Annotated in this window: 18 protein-coding genes; 5 read left to right on the forward strand and 13 right to left on the reverse strand. The window is 59.5% G+C overall.

Annotation, left to right across the window (positions count from 1 at the left end; genetic code table 11):
* Positions 1 to 116: 116 nt before the first annotated feature.
* Positions 117 to 1,130 carry a tRNA (adenosine(37)-N6)-threonylcarbamoyltransferase complex transferase subunit TsaD gene (tsaD, locus tag OSH03_RS10775; protein WP_024906472.1) on the forward strand — a complete coding sequence of 338 codons (1,014 nt, stop codon included), beginning with the start codon at positions 117 to 119 and terminating at the stop codon, positions 1,128 to 1,130.
* A gap of 47 nt (positions 1,131 to 1,177) precedes the next feature.
* Here the strand turns inward: tsaD and ureG are convergent, their stop codons facing one another.
* From ureG to OSH03_RS10820, 9 genes are all read right to left on the reverse strand, one after another.
* Positions 1,178 to 1,795 carry an urease accessory protein UreG gene (gene ureG, locus OSH03_RS10780; RefSeq protein ID WP_014071813.1) on the reverse strand — a complete coding sequence of 206 codons (618 nt, stop codon included), beginning with the start codon at positions 1,793 to 1,795 and terminating at the stop codon, positions 1,178 to 1,180.
* A 9-nt stretch (positions 1,796 to 1,804) separates the two neighbouring features.
* Positions 1,805 to 2,479, reverse strand: coding sequence for an urease accessory protein UreF (locus tag OSH03_RS10785; RefSeq protein WP_266179018.1), 675 nt, complete (start codon positions 2,477 to 2,479; stop codon positions 1,805 to 1,807).
* The gene (locus OSH03_RS10790; protein WP_266179019.1) at positions 2,479 to 3,018 is read right to left on the reverse strand and encodes a HupE/UreJ family protein; all 540 of its coding nucleotides are present in this window, start codon (positions 3,016 to 3,018) and stop codon (positions 2,479 to 2,481) included. The genes OSH03_RS10785 and OSH03_RS10790 overlap by 1 nt, the downstream gene beginning before the upstream one ends.
* Before the next feature lie 9 nt (positions 3,019 to 3,027).
* Positions 3,028 to 3,492, reverse strand: coding sequence for an urease accessory protein UreE (gene ureE, locus OSH03_RS10795; protein ID WP_266179020.1), 465 nt, complete (start codon positions 3,490 to 3,492; stop codon positions 3,028 to 3,030).
* 9 nt (positions 3,493 to 3,501) lie between these two features.
* On the reverse strand, positions 3,502 to 5,205 hold the full coding sequence (gene ureC, locus OSH03_RS10800; RefSeq protein ID WP_266179021.1) for an urease subunit alpha: 1,704 nt from the start codon (positions 5,203 to 5,205) through the stop codon (positions 3,502 to 3,504).
* The gene (locus OSH03_RS10805) at positions 5,198 to 5,512 is read right to left on the reverse strand and encodes an urease subunit beta (protein ID WP_061097024.1); all 315 of its coding nucleotides are present in this window, start codon (positions 5,510 to 5,512) and stop codon (positions 5,198 to 5,200) included. Before OSH03_RS10805 ends, ureC begins: the two co-directional genes overlap by 8 nt.
* Positions 5,513 to 5,522: 10 nt before the next feature.
* Positions 5,523 to 5,825 carry an urease subunit gamma gene (locus OSH03_RS10810; protein WP_003862556.1) on the reverse strand — a complete coding sequence of 101 codons (303 nt, stop codon included), beginning with the start codon at positions 5,823 to 5,825 and terminating at the stop codon, positions 5,523 to 5,525.
* A gap of 10 nt (positions 5,826 to 5,835) precedes the next feature.
* A complete protein-coding gene (locus tag OSH03_RS10815) occupies positions 5,836 to 6,663 on the reverse strand; it encodes an urease accessory protein UreD (protein ID WP_266179022.1) in 828 nt (275 codons plus the stop codon).
* A 137-nt stretch (positions 6,664 to 6,800) separates the two neighbouring features.
* Positions 6,801 to 7,814 carry an alpha/beta hydrolase gene (locus OSH03_RS10820; RefSeq protein WP_266179023.1) on the reverse strand — a complete coding sequence of 338 codons (1,014 nt, stop codon included), beginning with the start codon at positions 7,812 to 7,814 and terminating at the stop codon, positions 6,801 to 6,803.
* A 143-nt stretch (positions 7,815 to 7,957) separates the two neighbouring features.
* Between OSH03_RS10820 and OSH03_RS10825 the strand changes: the two genes are divergently transcribed.
* Positions 7,958 to 8,380: a MarR family winged helix-turn-helix transcriptional regulator gene (locus OSH03_RS10825; protein ID WP_151414043.1), complete on the forward strand. Its 423-nt coding sequence runs from the start codon at positions 7,958 to 7,960 to the stop codon at positions 8,378 to 8,380.
* 41 nt (positions 8,381 to 8,421) lie between these two features.
* Here the strand turns inward: OSH03_RS10825 and OSH03_RS10830 are convergent, their stop codons facing one another.
* Positions 8,422 to 9,888 carry an MFS transporter gene (locus OSH03_RS10830; RefSeq protein WP_266179024.1) on the reverse strand — a complete coding sequence of 489 codons (1,467 nt, stop codon included), beginning with the start codon at positions 9,886 to 9,888 and terminating at the stop codon, positions 8,422 to 8,424.
* 93 nt (positions 9,889 to 9,981) lie between these two features.
* Positions 9,982 to 10,596 (reverse strand): glycerol-3-phosphate 1-O-acyltransferase PlsY, encoded by a 615-nt coding sequence (gene plsY / locus OSH03_RS10835; protein WP_061097029.1) that lies wholly within the window; start codon positions 10,594 to 10,596, stop codon positions 9,982 to 9,984.
* A 107-nt stretch (positions 10,597 to 10,703) separates the two neighbouring features.
* Here plsY and folB point away from each other — a divergent pair, with 107 nt between their 5' ends.
* Together folB and bacA are read left to right on the forward strand one after the other, a co-directional pair.
* Complete coding sequence (gene folB, locus OSH03_RS10840; protein ID WP_266179025.1) at positions 10,704 to 11,072, forward strand: bifunctional dihydroneopterin aldolase/7,8-dihydroneopterin epimerase; 369 nt, start codon at positions 10,704 to 10,706, stop codon at positions 11,070 to 11,072.
* Positions 11,073 to 11,178: 106 nt separating this feature from the next.
* A complete protein-coding gene (gene bacA, locus OSH03_RS10845; protein WP_028014459.1) occupies positions 11,179 to 12,000 on the forward strand; it encodes an undecaprenyl-diphosphate phosphatase in 822 nt (273 codons plus the stop codon).
* A 13-nt stretch (positions 12,001 to 12,013) separates the two neighbouring features.
* Here bacA and OSH03_RS10850 read toward each other — a convergent pair whose 3' ends face one another.
* Together OSH03_RS10850 and OSH03_RS10855 are read right to left on the reverse strand one after the other, a co-directional pair.
* A complete protein-coding gene (locus tag OSH03_RS10850; protein WP_266179026.1) occupies positions 12,014 to 13,255 on the reverse strand; it encodes a multifunctional CCA addition/repair protein in 1,242 nt (413 codons plus the stop codon).
* Positions 13,256 to 13,315: 60 nt separating this feature from the next.
* Positions 13,316 to 13,936 carry a TIGR04211 family SH3 domain-containing protein gene (locus tag OSH03_RS10855; RefSeq protein ID WP_028014457.1) on the reverse strand — a complete coding sequence of 207 codons (621 nt, stop codon included), beginning with the start codon at positions 13,934 to 13,936 and terminating at the stop codon, positions 13,316 to 13,318.
* 229 nt (positions 13,937 to 14,165) lie between these two features.
* Here OSH03_RS10855 and OSH03_RS10860 point away from each other — a divergent pair, with 229 nt between their 5' ends.
* Entirely contained in the window at positions 14,166 to 15,467 is a 1,302-nt protein-coding gene (locus OSH03_RS10860; RefSeq protein ID WP_266179027.1) for a CYTH domain-containing protein, read from the forward strand.
* Positions 15,468 to 15,478: the final 11 nt, after the last annotated feature.

Consider the following 15,478-nt stretch of genomic DNA (forward strand, 5'->3'; position numbering starts at 1 on the left):
GGGACTTTAATAAGGGTGAGGAGTATACACGAGCCTTCTTCCTGGGGCGAACAAAGTTTTACATCAACCCGCCCAGGCTCTACACTGCGCGGTATTGAAACGAGGTAAAACAAGTCATGCGTGTACTGGGTATTGAAACATCCTGCGATGAAACCGGCATCGCCATTTACGACGACGAAAAAGGGCTTCTGGCCAACCAGCTGTATAGTCAGGTGAAATTGCACGCTGACTACGGCGGCGTCGTACCTGAACTGGCCTCTCGTGATCACGTGCGTAAAACGGTTCCCCTGATTCAGGCGGCGCTGAAAGAGGCCGGATTAAGCTCAACCGATATTGACGCCGTGGCCTATACCGCGGGGCCTGGCCTGGTCGGCGCGCTGCTGGTTGGCGCGACGGTTGGCCGTTCTCTGGCGTTTGCGTGGGATGTGCCGGCAATCCCGGTTCACCATATGGAAGGGCATCTTCTGGCGCCGATGCTGGAAGAGAATCCGCCTGAATTCCCGTTTGTGGCGCTGCTGGTCTCGGGTGGGCATACGCAGCTGATTAGCGTAACGGGCATTGGCAAGTACGAGCTGCTGGGCGAGTCGATCGACGACGCCGCTGGTGAAGCTTTCGACAAAACCGCCAAGCTGCTGGGTCTGGATTACCCTGGCGGCCCAATGCTGTCAAAAATGGCGTCGCAGGGAACGGAAGGGCGCTTTGTCTTCCCGCGTCCGATGACCGACCGTCCAGGGCTGGACTTCAGCTTCTCCGGGCTGAAAACCTTCGCGGCGAATACCATCCGCAATAACGATGACAGCGAGCAGACCCGCGCCGATATCGCCCGCGCGTTTGAAGACGCGGTGGTGGATACGCTGATGATCAAGTGCAAGCGCGCGCTGGATCAGACCGGCTTTAAGCGCCTGGTGATGGCGGGCGGCGTGAGTGCCAACCGCACGCTGCGCGCGAAGCTCGCCGAGATGATGCAAAAGCGTCGCGGGGAAGTGTTCTATGCCCGTCCGGAATTCTGTACCGATAACGGGGCGATGATCGCCTACGCCGGGATGGTGCGCCTCAATGCGGGTGCAACGTCCGACCTGAGCGTGTCCGTGCGTCCGCGCTGGCCGCTGGCGGAACTGCCGGAGGCGTAACCCCCTTATCCTGGCCCTCTCCCCACCGGGGAGAGGGCCATTTACGACTACACCCGCAGCATCCCTTTCTCTTCCAGAAACGCAATAATCGTTGCCAGGCCGTCACCCGCTTTAAGATTGGTAAACGTCCACGGACGCTCGCCGCGCATGCGGTTGGTATCGCGCTCCATCACCTCCAGCGACGCCCCCACGTACGGCGCGAGATCGGTTTTGTTGATCACCAGAAAATCGGATTTAGTGATCCCCGGCCCGCCCTTGCGCGGGATTTTTTCCCCTTCGGCCACGTCGATCACGTAAATGGTCAGATCCGCCAGCTCCGGGCTGAACGTCGCGCTCAGGTTGTCCCCGCCGCTTTCCACGAAGATCAGATCCAGATTGCCGAACTTCTCGCTGAGTGCTTCCACCGCCGCCAGGTTCATCGAGGCATCTTCGCGGATGGCGGTATGCGGGCAGCCGCCCGTCTCCACGCCCACGATGCGCTCCGGCTCCAGCGCGCCCGCTTCGGTGAGGATGCGCTGATCCTCTTTGGTGTAGATATCGTTGGTCACCACCGCCAGATGGTAGGTGTCGCGCATTGCCTTGCAAAGCGCTTCCAGCAGCGCGGTTTTGCCCGACCCTACCGGGCCGCCCACGCCCACGCGCAGGGGATGTTTGTAATCAGCCATGTTGACTCCTCAGGAACGGAATAGTCGTGAATATTGGGTTTCGTGGCGCGCGGAGGCGATGGCGGAGAGCGGCGTCGCCGCGCCTGTCTCGTCATCTCCGCGCAAAAATGCCTGTTCAAGCCCGGCGGCGAAATGGTCGCTCAGCTCGATAATCAGCTGCTGCGCGGCCTGTTGCCCGAAGGGGACCAGCTTGACGCCCGCCATCACCGCGCTTTCAATCCAGCTGTAGCCGAGGCTCAGCGCCAGCTCGCGCGCGGCAATGCCCCAGCGCACGCCGAGCCACGCCATGCCGCAGAGCTGGCTCTGCGCAAACAGCGGCAGCCACTCTGCCGGGCAGTTCGGCTCCCAGCTTTTAATCAGACGCGTAAAGGCCGCCCCACGGTTGCGCTCCTCTTCGCGCAGCTCGCGCGTTTCCCGGCAGGCGAGCAGGTATGCCGTCCAGCGTTTGGCCGTCGCCAGATCCTGCTGCTCGCAGGCCCGGAACAGCCGGATAAACAGCGGCACATCGACGCAGAAAAAGCTCTGCTCCATCTGCTGGATCTGCCAGCGTCTGAACGCGTCGGCGTTCGTGACCCAGCCCGCCTCCACGGCCCACTCCAGACCCTGAGACCAGGTAAACGACCCGACCGGCAGGCTGCTGCTCGAGAGCTGCATCAGGCGCAGCCACTGGCGGGTGAGTTCCATCAGCTCATCAGCGCCAGCAGGGCGGAGACGATCAGCCCGCCGCCGAAGGTTTTACGCAGGCCGTCGTGACGGCGCAGCAGCAATCCCGCCGCGAAGCTCGCGCACAGCACCGTGGCGCTGGCGAACATAAACCCGCTGGTGAAAAGCCAGAAGCTGTGGCCGGACATCTCCACGCCGTGCGCCCAGCCGTGGAACATCGCCAGGGCAGGCACCGCCAGCAGCAGGCGGTTTTCGGTTTTAAACATCATCACGCCGCAGACCGCCAGCGAGGCGATAATCAGCATCTCCATGCCGCTGAAGCCGCCGAGCAGGCTTCCCGCAATGGCGCCAGCGAGCATCATCCCGAGGGTGGCAAACGGCAGCAGGAGCTTGCGGCCGCTCAGCGCCGAGAGAACGCCTGCCCCCGTCAGCATCAGCAGGTGATCGAGCCCGGTCAGCGGATGGAGAAAGCCGGCCTGGAAGCTGTCGGTACCGTGTCCCGGATGCGCGAGCGCGGGAACGGAAACGGCCAGCAGTAACAGCGGTAAATACTTGCGCATGATGAGTCCTTAATGTGAATGGGCGTGAGAATGGCTATGGCTGTGGGCATCGCTGGCGTAAGCGCCCGCTTCCGGCTCAAACGGCAGGCTGGCGGAGGTTACCTCCAGCCCGAACTGGCGCAGCATGTCGTCGAGAACGTGGTCGTGGTGATAGCGCAGCTCGCCGGGCATGACCTGCAGCGGCACGTGGCGGTTGCCCAGGTGATAGCAGGCGCGGGCCAGCAGGAACGGATCGACGCAGCGCACCACGGAAACCGACTCCGGAGCGGCGATCACTTCTATGACCTCGCTGCCGTCGTCGGTGGTCAGCAGGTCGCCCCCGCGCAGCAGCAGGCCGCGCGGCAGCATCAGCCCGGCTTCGCGACCGTCGTTCAGCGACACGCGGGCGCGGCTTTTTACCCGCACGTCAATCGGCAGCGTGACGCTGGCGGTGATCGGGTGCGCGTGGTCCAGGCGTTGGGTTAAGTAGATCATCTTCACTCCTTAAAACAGGAAATAGCGTTGCGCCATCGGCAGAACGTCGGCCGGTTCGCTGGTTATCAGTTCGCCGTCGACGCGCACCTCGTAGGTTTGCGAATCGACGGTGATATTCGGCTGCAGGCCGTTGTGGATCATGTCCGCCTTTTTCACCGTCCGGCAGCCTTTCACCACCGCCGTGGCGCTTTGCAGGTTGAGCTGCTGCGGGATGCCGTTCGCACTGGCGGCCTTTGAGATAAACGTCAGGCGCGTGGCGTGGCGGGCGGCGCCCAGCGATCCAAACATCGGGCGGTAATGGACCGGCTGCGGAGTGGGGATCGAGGCGTTGATGTCGCCCATCGGCGCGCAGGCGATCATCCCGCCCTTGACGATGGTGGCGGGCTTGACGCCGAAGAACGCCGGGGACCAGACCACCAGATCCGCCAGCTTGCCCGCCTCAACCGAACCGACCTCATGGGCGATGCCGTGGGTCAGCGCCGGGTTAATGGTGTATTTGGCGACATAGCGCTTCACGCGGAAGTTGTCGTTTTCGCCCGTCTCTTCCGGCAGCGCGCCGCGCTGAACCTTCATGCGGTGCGCCACCTGCCAGGTGCGGATTATCACTTCCCCCACGCGGCCCATGGCCTGTGAATCTGACGAGGTAAGCGAGAACGCGCCGATATCGTGCAGCACGTCTTCCGCGGCGATGGTCTCCCGGCGAATGCGGGATTCGGCAAACGCCACGTCCTCGGCGATATCCGGATCGAGGTGATGGCAAACCATCAGCATGTCGAGATGCTCGTCGATGGTGTTCACCGTGTAGGGCAGGGTCGGGTTGGTGGAGGAGGGCAGTATATTCGGGTGCGCGCAGGCGGTGATGATATCCGGCGCGTGGCCGCCGCCTGCCCCTTCGGTGTGGAAGGTGTGGATGGTGCGCCCGGCAATAGCCGCCAGCGTGTCTTCGACAAACCCGGACTCGTTCAGCGTGTCGCTGTGCAGCGCCACCTGAATATCCATCTCTTCGGCCACCTCCAGCGAGCAGTTAATCGCCGCGGGCGTCGCGCCCCAGTCTTCGTGGATCTTCAGCCCGATGGCGCCGGCGGCGATCTGCTCGCGCAGGGCGTCCGGGTTGGAGCCGTTACCTTTGCCGAGCAGGCCAATATTCACCGGCAGCGTATCGGCGGCCTGCAGCATGCGGGCGATATACCACGGCCCCGGCGTGCAGGTGGTGGCGTTGGTGCCCGCCGCCGGACCGGTACCGCCGCCGATCATGGTGGTGACGCCGGAGACCAGCGCCTCTTCCGCCTGCTGGGGGCAGATCCAGTGGATGTGGGTGTCGATCCCGCCGGCGGTGACGATCTTCCCCTCGGCGGCAATCACTTCCGTCGCGGCGCCGATCGGGATCGTGACGCCGGGCTGAATGTCCGGGTTCCCGGCTTTGCCGACGGCGAAGATCCGTCCGTTCTTCACGCCGATATCGGCCTTCACGATCCCCCAGTGATCGACGATCAGCGCGTTGGTGAGAACCAGATCCACACAGTCTTTTGCGGTCATCTGCCCCTGACCCATGCCGTCGCGGATCACCTTCCCGCCGCCGAATTTCACCTCTTCGCCGTAGACCGTGAGATCGTCTTCCACTTCGATCCACAGCTCGCTGTCCGCCAGCCGCACCTTGTCCCCGGTGGTTGGGCCGAACATGTCGGCATACGCCCGGCGTGAAATCTCAGCCATGTTTCACCTCGCCCATTACCTCGCCGCGAAAGCCGAAAATGCGCTGCGCGCCCGTGACCTGAACCAGCGTCACTTCCCGCTTCTGCCCCGGCTCGAAGCGCACGGCGGTGCCCGCCGGGATGTTCAGCCGGTAGCCTTTGGTGGCTTCCCGGTTAAACTTCAGCGCCGGGTTGACCTCGTAGAAGTGGTAGTGCGAGCCGACCTGGATCGGCCTGTCGCCGTGGTTTTCGACAACGACGCTTTGGGTTTCACGCCCGACGTTGATCGCAATAGTGCCGGGCTGGATCTGGTATTCCCCTGGGATCATCACGCGCTCCTTACACGATCGGGTTGTGGACGGTGACGAGCTTGGAGCCGTCCGGGAAGGTGGCTTCCACCTGAATATCCGGGATCATCTCCGGCACGCCCTCCATCACCTGATCCCGCGTCAGGACGTGGCGGCCCGCCTCCATCAGCGAGGCGACGGTTTCGCCATCACGCGCGCCTTCCATAATAAAGGCGCTGATCAGCGCGACCGATTCCGGATAGTTGAGCTTTACCCCGCGCGCAAGGCGGCGTTCGGCAACCAGCGCGGCGGTGAACAGCAACAGCTTGTCTTTTTCTCTGGGGGTCAGTTCCATAACGGTTCTCTTATGTCTGCCAGATACGCGGCGAACAGGCGGTTTTGGTAGTGAGAAGCGGGCGAAGCGACTGCCAGATGTCGCGCATCGCCCGCTGGCAAATCAGATTGTCGTGGGCGAGAAAACGCACCGACAGCAGATCGTCGGTGAGCGTTGCCCCCGCAAAATGGCCCAGAGGCGCGAGCAGCGCGCGCGCCGTGTTGAGATGTTCTTCCCGGGCCGGATAGAACAGCAGGGTGCCGATCCACGGGTGTCCGGCAACGGGCGTGAGATCGCCGTCGCTGAGGTGCTGGCGCTCAATCAGGCGCGGTTCGTCATCCACCCACACCTCAAGGCGGCTCTCCAGCGTGCCGTGGCTGAAGGTTTCGTTTATCACCGGGCGGCCCAGGCAGTACAGCTCCCACGCCAGCAGCGTGCTGGAGGCCTTCAGGTGGAAGACGGAACGCAGCGCGGCGTTCGCGCCGGGAAAGATAATGGTGTCCTGCGGCAGCCACTCCAGCGTGGCGTTTTCATCAAGATAAAAGTGCTGGCTCAGACGCGCCTGCGGGCCGCTGCTGCGGTAGAACTTGCTGGCGCCGGGCATGGTGATAAGCGCGTGGCTTTTGGCGTCGAGCCGAACGGAAATGTCCAGCGTATCGCCCCCCACAACGCCGCCGGGCGGGTGCAGCAGGTAAAGGTGGCACGTTTCCCCTTCAGGGTAAAACGGCCGCTGAACGGTAAGCGGCCCGACGTGACGCGCGGAACGCAGGAGGGTTTTCTCAGGGGCGTGACAAAACTGCAGGGCAAGCGACGCCTGCCAGCCTTTATACGTATTATCAGTGACCTGAGCTGCTAACATGCTGCTTCCATCTGCGCATCATCGGGGTCGTTTCAGTATGCCCTGGTGGAAATGAAGGCTGTCATATGAGTCGCTTATGGATAGAGGAAATAAAAAAGCACGGCCCGGGGCCGTGCTCAGCGTGAAGCATGAGGATCCTATTTCAGGTGGTCATGCAATGCTGCACCTGCCTGCTCAAGGGCGACTTTAACCGTTGGCTCCTGGCTCAGCGGGTTAAGCAGGCCGTAATCGTGGATCATGCCGTTATAGCGCGTGACGGTCACCGGGACGCCAGCCGCATCCAGTTTACGTCCGAAAGCTTCACCTTCATCCCGCAGAACGTCCAGCTCAGCTGTCTGAATCAGCGTCTCCGGGAAGCCTTTCAACTGTGCAGTGCTGGCGCGAAGCGGAGAGGCAAGGATATTGTTGCGGTCGGCAGCGCTGGTGGTGTAGTTATCCCAGAACCATTTCATCATGTTTTTCGACAGGAAATAGCCGTTTTCGAACTGGTGATAGGAAGCCGTATCAAAGCTGGCGTCCGTCACTGGCCAGAGCATCACGTTGTAGCGAATTTTTGGCCCATTGAACTGTTTGGCCTGCAACGCCACGGAGGCCACCATGTTGCCGCCCACGCTGTTACCAACCAGGCCCAGACGGCTACCGTCCACGCCAATTTCCTGGCCGTGCTCGGCGACCCATTTTGTCGCTTCATAGGCCTGATTGATTGCCACCGGGAAATGGGCCTCAGGTGACGGTGTGTAGTCAACGTAAACCGCTGCGGTGCCAGACGCGCGAACCAGATCGCGGATTAAACGTTCGTGGGTTGGAAAATCACCCAGCACCCAACCGCCACCGTGGAAGAACATAAATACCGGGAGCGTACCGGCAGCATGTTCAGGCTTCACAATTTTAAGGGCGATCGTCTGGCCATTGACCTGGATCGTTTTTTCAGTCACCTGAGCGGGCGGCAGTTTTGCACCTTGCTGTGCGCCAATAAGTACCTGGCGGGCCTCCTGCGGGGTCATCTGTTCCATCGGTTTCCCTTTGCCCGCATTCAGGACATCAAGAAATGCCTGTACGCCTGCTGTCGGGGCTGGAGTATTGGTGGTTTGAGCGGATGCCGCGGCTGACGCGAAGACGGAAGAAACCAGTATGGCAGTTAATGTTTTCATGGTGGTACCCCTTTTAACGTATTTGATCGGATAACTAAGTAGTGCGCTACTTAGTTGTTGATATAATACTTGCGCGCAAGATACTTTTAGTCAAACATTATTTATAATTTTTTTTAGACAACAGATTCAGGGTTGAAAGAAAAATGAAAGAAAACAAAACGCTAGATGATTTATTGTGCTTCTCGCTGTACTCGGTCACCAATGCGTTCGTGCGCCAGTATCGCCCCCTGCTGCAGGAGATGGATCTGACCTATCCGCAATTTGTTGTTTTGATGGCGCTTTATGAAAAAGACAACATCCCGCTTCGCGATCTCAGCGATAAAACCTATTTTGATTCAGGCACGTTGACCCCGCTGGTTCAGAAGCTTGAGGCAAAAGGGTTTCTCAACCGTATCGCGGTTTTGGGGGATGAAAGGATGAAAAATGTCGTATTGACCGATAAGGCGAACGAACTGAAAAAGCAGGTGATGGCGCTGCCGGACCAGATTCGCTGCAGCATGCGGATGAATGATGATGAGCTGGAAATGCTAAAAAAACTCTCCCGAACGCTGCTGGAGGATTTATAAGCGCACTTCGGTGGGGGGGAACCCACCGAAGCGATGTGTCGTTACCGGTAGTCCTCCGCATCCACGTCATAGCCGGACGGCTCCCAGCGGATCGCCAGCAATGACGCCAGGCCGATAAACGGCGCCAGCGCAATCACCCAGAACACGGCGGTGTCGAGCGACGCGACCAGCAGCGGGAACAGGAACAGCGACAGCGTGGAGCTGCTGCGCATCAGCGTCTGGTTGAGACCCACGCCCACGCCGCGCAGGGAGGTCGGGTAGCTCAGCGAGGCAAACGTCATGGTATGCGCGCCCGGGCCAAATCCCTGACCGAACAGGAACAGCGCCAGCATCGCCACGGCAAGCACCCCTTCAGAGGCACCTTCCGGTCGGCCAATCAGCGCCAGCCCTAGCAGCGCCACAAGCTGGCAGGCGTAACCCGCCAGCGACATCCGCCACGCGCCGAAGCGCGGCACGTAGCGCACCGCCAGTAATCCGCCGACAAACGCAAACAGCAGGTTAAGCGCCAGCGAGATCAGAATGGTGGTCAGCATCGACTGCACAAAGAAGCTTGAAATAATCACCGGCAGGCCAAAGGCCACGGCGTTATAGGCGAACGAGGAGACGACGGATAGCAGCGTGGCGAGCGTGGTACGCCGCAGGTATATGCCGCGGAACAGGTTCAGATAGTTCGACCATTTGGCTTTATTCACGACAGGCGCTGGCTGGGTGAGCGCATCCTGCGGGACGTGGGCGTTAATATTGTACGACTGCCGCAAAATGGACGCCGCCTCTTTCAGGTTGCCCTGATTCGCCGCCCAAACCGGCGATTCGCTCATGTAGCGGCTGCGGATGGCGATAATCACCAGTGCGGGCACCGCGCCAAAGCCGAGAATCAAACGCCACAGCCAGTCGCTGTGGCTTTCCGGCAGCACGGCGTAGAAGAACAGCACCAGCAGGTAGGAAACGCTGATGGCCGCATACCAGGTGGGACACCACATCGCGACGCTGGAGGCCTTGTTTCCGGGCCCTTTGAGCCTGGCAAATTCGCTCAGGAACGCCATCGCCACGGGAAGATCGATCCCCACGCCGAGCCCCATCACAAAGCGCGCGCCCGCCAGCACATATTCATTCGGAGCGAGAGCACAGGCGATAGCGGCCACCACGAAGAACACCATATCAGCCATAAACACGCGGTAGCGCCCGATTTTATCCGTGAGGTAACCACCGAGCAGCGCCCCGACAATGGCTCCAAAGGTAATCGCCGAGGCCACCATGCCGGTACCGGCGGGCGTCAGGTTAAATTCGCGGGTGATGTCTTTAATGCCGAACGCCAGCGCGCCCAGATCGTAGGCATCGAGGAAAATCCCGCCCAGCGCGATACCCACCACGATCCGGGCGTTGGCCCGGCCCTGTGAGCCGTCGTTTACGAGACGGGATACGTCCGATGCGCTGCGCACCCACTTGATGTCGCCATCCGGGGTGCTTCCTGCCGTTGAAAGGGGAGTTGTATCTGTGATTTCTGTCATTTTTCTTTTTGTGTGGTTGTGTTGTGTCTCTAACAGTTACCACAGGCAGAAGGTGACCAAAATCACATTTGGTTATAAGGCATAACGAACGCTTTATTTAGCGTCTTTCTTCTTACGCTTGAGCTTCGTCCAGATCTTGGTTTCCTGACGACGCCACAGGCGCTGAATATTGTCGTGATGACGCAGCAGGATCAGGCAGGAGAGCATCGACACCGGGAAGGTGAACTGGGGTTTGAACCACCAGACGTAGAACGGCGCGATCAGCGCGCTGACGATGGCCCCCAGCGACGAATAGCCGCTCAGCAGAATGGTCAGCAGCCAGGTCCCGGCCATGACGCCGGTTAAGTCCCAGCCGATGGGCGCAATGGCACCAAAGGCGGTCGCCACCCCTTTGCCGCCTTTAAAACCAAAGAATACGGGCCAGATATGGCCGACGCAGGCGGCGATGGCGATAAGACCAAGCCAGAACGGCGTGACGCCCAGCGCATAGGCGCCCCAGACGGGCAGCATCCCTTTCAGAACATCAAAAATCAAAACCGCTACGGCTGCTCCCTTGCCGCCAATTCGAAGCACGTTGGTCGCTCCCGGATTCCCGGAACCACTTTCACGCGGGTCAGGTAACCCGGCAATGCGGCAGACCAGAATGGCGCTGGAGATTGAGCCGCAAAGATAGGCGAGGAGGATCATTCCAGGCGCGATTGCACTCATAACGCTGTTCCGTTTTGAAAATGTATCTGTATTCTCAGCATCTGTGGATAATACGCATAATTCGCCGGAAGTGGTATCCGGTTTAGCCAAAAAGCAGGCAGGTCGTGATGGATATTGTATTTATAGAGCAACTTTCGGTAATCACCACAATTGGTGTTTACGACTGGGAACAGACCATCGAGCAGAAACTGGTGTTCGATATCGAAATGGGATGGGATAACCGCAAATCGGCAAAAAGCGATGACGTGAATGACTGTCTGAGCTATGCCGACATCAGCGAAGCGGTGATCGGCCACGTGGAAGGGCAGCGTTTTGCACTGGTGGAACGCGTGGCGGAAGAGGTGGCGGACCTGCTGCTGACCAAATTCAACTCACCGTGGGTACGCATCAAGCTGAGCAAGCCGGGTGCGGTGGCGCGCGCGACCAACGTGGGCGTGATTATCGAGCGTGGCACAAATCTGAAAGGGAAGATTTAACGTCATAATAGCTAAACCATTTTAGGTTATATCGGTCTTAAGGCTGTATCTTTCACGGTGGTCCGCGTGGACACCGTTTTTTATATCTTTTTTTAGGGGTTTATAGATGAGCGATATGCACTCGCTGCTGGTGGCGGCAATTCTGGGTGTGGTCGAAGGATTGACGGAGTTTTTGCCGGTTTCCAGTACGGGCCATATGATTATCGTTGGCCATCTGCTGGGCTTTGAAGGCGATACCGCAAAGACGTTTGAGGTGGTGATTCAGCTGGGCTCTATCCTGGCGGTGGTGGTGATGTTCTGGCGTCGCCTGTTTGGCCTGATCGGCATCCATTTTGGCCGTCTGCCGCAGCGTGAAGGAGAGGGCAAGGGCCGCCTGACGCTGATCCACATCCTGCTCGGGATGATCCCGGCGGTGGTGCTGGGGCTGGTCTTCCACGACACGATTAAATCGCTGTTTAACCCGATTAACGTCATGTACGCGCTGGTGGTGGGGGGCTTCCTGCTGATTGCCGCCGAAGTGCTGAAGCCAAAAGTCCCGCGTGCGGAAGGCCTGGACGATATGACCTACCGTCAGGCATTTATCATTGGCTGCTTCCAGTGTCTGGCGCTGTGGCCGGGCTTCTCTCGTTCAGGTGCGACCATTTCAGGCGGGATGCTGATGGGCGTGAGCCGTTACGCGGCGTCTGAGTTCTCGTTCCTGCTGGCGGTGCCGATGATGATGGGCGCCACCGCGCTGGACCTTTACAAAAGCATTGGCTTCCTGACCACAGGCGACATTCCGATGTTCGCCGTGGGCTTCATCACCGCCTTTATCGTGGCGCTGATTGCCATCAAAACCTTCCTGCAGCTGATCAAGCGTATCTCGTTCATTCCGTTCGCAATTTACCGCTTTATCGTTGCCGCTGCGGTGTACGTGGTCTTCTTCTGATAACGGGTTGCCCTCACTCTTTCGGCTGAGGGCAACGCTTTTCCTTCCACGCGGTAACCGCGTCAATTCGCCGTTTGGTCAGCTCCTCGCGAATCTCCGGGCCTTTAAATCCTGCCTCAACCACGTCTTTCGTTGGCACCGCTTTTGCGACTTCCCACGCTTCGCGCAGCAAGCACCCCTGCGGGTAATCGGACGCTTCAAACCCGGTGCGGCCGCGAACGTCGGCTTCGCTGGTGAGCGCAATCTGCTCCACGCGCTGCGGCTTGCGCCAGGCGTCGATATTATCGAACAGCTTCACGATGGTGGCGGGCTTCAGGATCGGGAAGGTATGGATCAGGTCGTGGAACTCGGCGACCAGCTTTGCCAGATCGCGGATGTCATTCGGCACGCGCAGACGCTGGCAGAGCCCGTCAACCAGCTTTACGCCCGCCGGACCGTGCCCGTGATGGCGCGGCCAGAACTCTTTCGGCGTTAAGCCTTTGCCGAGATCGTGGCACAGGGTGGAAAAGCGTACGTCCACCTCAGGGCTGAGCATGGCGGCCATGCTCAGGGTCATCAGCGTGTGCACGCCCGTATCAATTTCCGGGTGCCATTTCGCCGGCGCGGGGACGCCAAACAGCGCGTCGATTTCCGGGAACAGCACCCTCAGCGCGCCGCAGTCGCGCAGGACCTGGAAAAAGACCTGCGGGTTGCGGGTGGTGAGGGCGTTTTCCGTCTCTTTCCAGACGCGCTCCGGCGTCAGGTGTTCCAGTTCGCCCGCCTCGGTCATGGCCGTCATCAACGCCATCGTCTCATCCGCAATACGGAAGCTCAGATGGGCGTAACGCGCGGCAAAGCGCGCCACGCGCAGCACGCGGAGCGGATCTTCAGAAAATGCCGGGGAGACGTGACGTAAAAGACGGTCGCGCAGGTCATCCTGCCCGCCGTAGGCGTCGATGATATGACCGTTTTCGTCCTGGGCCAGGGCGTTAATGGTGAGATCGCGGCGCAGCAAATCCTGCTCCAGCGTCACATCCGGCGCGGCGTAGCAGGTGAAGCCCGTATAGCCGGAACCGGATTTCCGCTCGGTACGCGCCAGGGCGTACTCTTCCCGGCTTTTCGGGTGCAGAAACACGGGAAAATCGCGGCCTACCTGCTGGTAGCCCGCGTCGAGCATCTCTTCCGGGGTGGCGCCCACCACCACCCAGTCTTTATCTTTGACCGGCAGACCTAACAACGCATCACGTACCGCACCACCGACCAGATAACTCTTCACGCCCAACTCTCCCGTTTTCTCTTTTCCAGAATGATACGTAAGTCTGGCAGAGAAGACGAATTAGTTCATCCAGCGATCTTTACGCTTACGGCTTGGGATCAGATGCGGCAGGACCAGGCCCAGCACCAGACCAACGCCCAGCACGCCGCCGCCATACATAAACCACTGCATGATAATGGTGCGCTGTTTGTCATCAAGCTGCAGGTTCGCGGCGTTCACTTTTTTCTGCGCGACGATCAGCTCGTTTTTGAGCTTCTGATTTTCTTCTTTCAGACCGTTGATCACGCCGTCGCTCTGCGCCACTTTCTGCTGCATTTCGGCGGTGCGCTGGTTCCAGGTCCCGTCGATGTTGTTCAGCTTGTCGGTCAGGGTCTTCACCTGGTTTTCCAGATCCGGCACGCGGGTGCGCAGGCTTGGCACGGTGCTCAGCTCTTTCATCGGGATCCAGGAGGTACGGCCGGAACTGTCGCGAACCTGACCGTAATTGGTCTCCGCGTTGGTCTGTAACAGGGTAACTTCCTCGCCGGCATTCACCGTGCCCACGAGGCGATAATTATCTCCGGGGCCACTGCGTACCCAGGTGTTCAGTTCGTCAGAAACGTAACGCTTCTCTTCAGCGTGCACTGCGGTTGCGGCGCTAAAAGCGAGTAAAGTAAGTCCAATCAGGCGTAATTTAAGCATCATTAGTCGTTATTTTCATAAAAAGTGGAACGATAGTAGTGGCAACAGTGTCTCTACGCAAAGCATTCATCAGCAATCAGAATCATCTGTGTCACGACTCTACACATTTACGCCCGACAAATTGCTCATTGCATGGCAATTTGGCGCAAAATACTATGTACTGACAAACAAATGGCGAGGAAGTTCGCCCTCATTGACGCGTCTGTGACGCCCGCAAAAGTACAAGGCTATGGCTCAGGAAATCGAATTAAAATTTATCGTCGAAAAAGACAGCGTTGACGCGCTCCGTCAGCATCTGAATACCCTCTCCGGCGAGCACCATGAACCCGTACAGTTGCTCAACATCTACTACGAAACGCCGGACAACTGGCTGCGCAACCACGATATGGGGCTACGCATCCGCGGCGCAAACGGACGCTACGAGATGACGATGAAAATCGCCGGCCGCGTGGTCGGCGGTTTGCATCAGCGCCCGGAATACAATATCGACATCAGTAAGCCAGAACTTGAGCTGGAACGTTTCCCGGCGGAAGTCTGGCCGGAAGGCGAACTGCCCGCCACGCTGGCAGGGCAGGTGCAGCCGCTGTTCAGCACCGATTTCGCTCGCGAGAAATGGCTGGTGACGGAAGGCAAGAGCCGCATTGAAATCGCGCTGGATTTAGGCGAGGTGAAGGCGGGTGAGTTCCAGGAACCGATCTGCGAGCTGGAGCTGGAACTGCTGGAAGGGGATGCGAGCGACGTGCTGAAGCTGGCGCGCAAGCTGGTAAGCCAGCCGGGTTTACGCCAGGGCAGCCTGAGCAAAGCGGCGCGCGGCTACCACCTGGCTGCCGGAAATGCGCCACGCGCGCTGAGAGAGACCCCGATTCTTCGCGTCGTCCCGAAATCCAGCATTGAGCAGGGCATGGAAGCGGCGCTGGAACTTGCGCTCTCTCAGTGGCAGTACCATGAGGAGCTGTGGGCGCGTAACGTGAAAAATGCCAGGAAACAGGTGCTGGCCGCTATTGGTCTGGTGCGTCATACCCTGACGCTGTTTGGTGGTATCGTTCCACGTAAAGCTAGCGCTCACTTACGCGATCTGCTGACCCAGACCGAGACGCTGCTGCTTTCCGACGTGTCGGCGCAAACCGCGCTTTACAGCCCGCAAAATGCCGCGGCAAAACTGGCCCTGACCGAGTTTCTGGTGACGCGCGGCTGGCGCGCCTTCCTCGATGCAAAAGCGCAGACCAAAATCGCGGACAACTTTAAACGCTTCGCGGATATCCATCTTTCCCGCCACGCCGCCGAGCTGAGAACCACCTTCGCGCATCCGCTGGGCGACCAGTATGGCGACCAGCTTCCCCGCCTGGCGCGTAACATCGACAGCATGTTGCTGCTGTCCGGTGCGTATGAGGGCGTGAAGGCGCAGGCCTGGCTGGAGAACTGGCAGGGACTTAAGCATGCCATTGAGACCCGTCAGCAGATTGAGATCGAGCATTTCCGCAACGAAGCCATTTCGCAGGATCCGTACTGGCTGCACAGCGGAAAACGTTAATTCTGGCAAGG

It is taken from the genome of Enterobacter nematophilus (assembly GCF_026344075.1).
GTDB classification, from domain to species: Bacteria; Pseudomonadota; Gammaproteobacteria; order Enterobacterales; family Enterobacteriaceae; genus Enterobacter; species Enterobacter nematophilus.

What these genes read in the sequence shown, in the direction of transcription:
- tsaD (WP_024906472.1), top strand. Translation starts at nt 117, where the DNA reads ATGCGTGTACTGGGTATTGAAACATCCTGCGATGAAACCGGCATCGCC.
- ureG (WP_014071813.1), bottom strand. Translation starts at nt 1,795, where the DNA reads ATGGCTGATTACAAACATCCCCTGCGCGTGGGCGTGGGCGGCCCGGTA.
- OSH03_RS10785 (WP_266179018.1), bottom strand. Translation starts at nt 2,479, where the DNA reads ATGGAACTCACCCGCCAGTGGCTGCGCCTGATGCAGCTCTCGAGCAGC.
- OSH03_RS10790 (WP_266179019.1), bottom strand. Translation starts at nt 3,018, where the DNA reads ATGCGCAAGTATTTACCGCTGTTACTGCTGGCCGTTTCCGTTCCCGCG.
- ureE (WP_266179020.1), bottom strand. Translation starts at nt 3,492, where the DNA reads ATGATCTACTTAACCCAACGCCTGGACCACGCGCACCCGATCACCGCC.
- ureC (WP_266179021.1), bottom strand. Translation starts at nt 5,205, where the DNA reads ATGGCTGAGATTTCACGCCGGGCGTATGCCGACATGTTCGGCCCAACC.
- OSH03_RS10805 (WP_061097024.1), bottom strand. Translation starts at nt 5,512, where the DNA reads ATGATCCCAGGGGAATACCAGATCCAGCCCGGCACTATTGCGATCAAC.
- OSH03_RS10810 (WP_003862556.1), bottom strand. Translation starts at nt 5,825, where the DNA reads ATGGAACTGACCCCCAGAGAAAAAGACAAGCTGTTGCTGTTCACCGCC.
- OSH03_RS10815 (WP_266179022.1), bottom strand. Translation starts at nt 6,663, where the DNA reads ATGTTAGCAGCTCAGGTCACTGATAATACGTATAAAGGCTGGCAGGCG.
- OSH03_RS10820 (WP_266179023.1), bottom strand. Translation starts at nt 7,814, where the DNA reads ATGAAAACATTAACTGCCATACTGGTTTCTTCCGTCTTCGCGTCAGCC.
- OSH03_RS10825 (WP_151414043.1), top strand. Translation starts at nt 7,958, where the DNA reads ATGAAAGAAAACAAAACGCTAGATGATTTATTGTGCTTCTCGCTGTAC.
- OSH03_RS10830 (WP_266179024.1), bottom strand. Translation starts at nt 9,888, where the DNA reads ATGACAGAAATCACAGATACAACTCCCCTTTCAACGGCAGGAAGCACC.
- plsY (WP_061097029.1), bottom strand. Translation starts at nt 10,596, where the DNA reads ATGAGTGCAATCGCGCCTGGAATGATCCTCCTCGCCTATCTTTGCGGC.
- folB (WP_266179025.1), top strand. Translation starts at nt 10,704, where the DNA reads ATGGATATTGTATTTATAGAGCAACTTTCGGTAATCACCACAATTGGT.
- bacA (WP_028014459.1), top strand. Translation starts at nt 11,179, where the DNA reads ATGAGCGATATGCACTCGCTGCTGGTGGCGGCAATTCTGGGTGTGGTC.
- OSH03_RS10855 (WP_028014457.1), bottom strand. Translation starts at nt 13,936, where the DNA reads ATGCTTAAATTACGCCTGATTGGACTTACTTTACTCGCTTTTAGCGCC.
- OSH03_RS10860 (WP_266179027.1), top strand. Translation starts at nt 14,166, where the DNA reads ATGGCTCAGGAAATCGAATTAAAATTTATCGTCGAAAAAGACAGCGTT.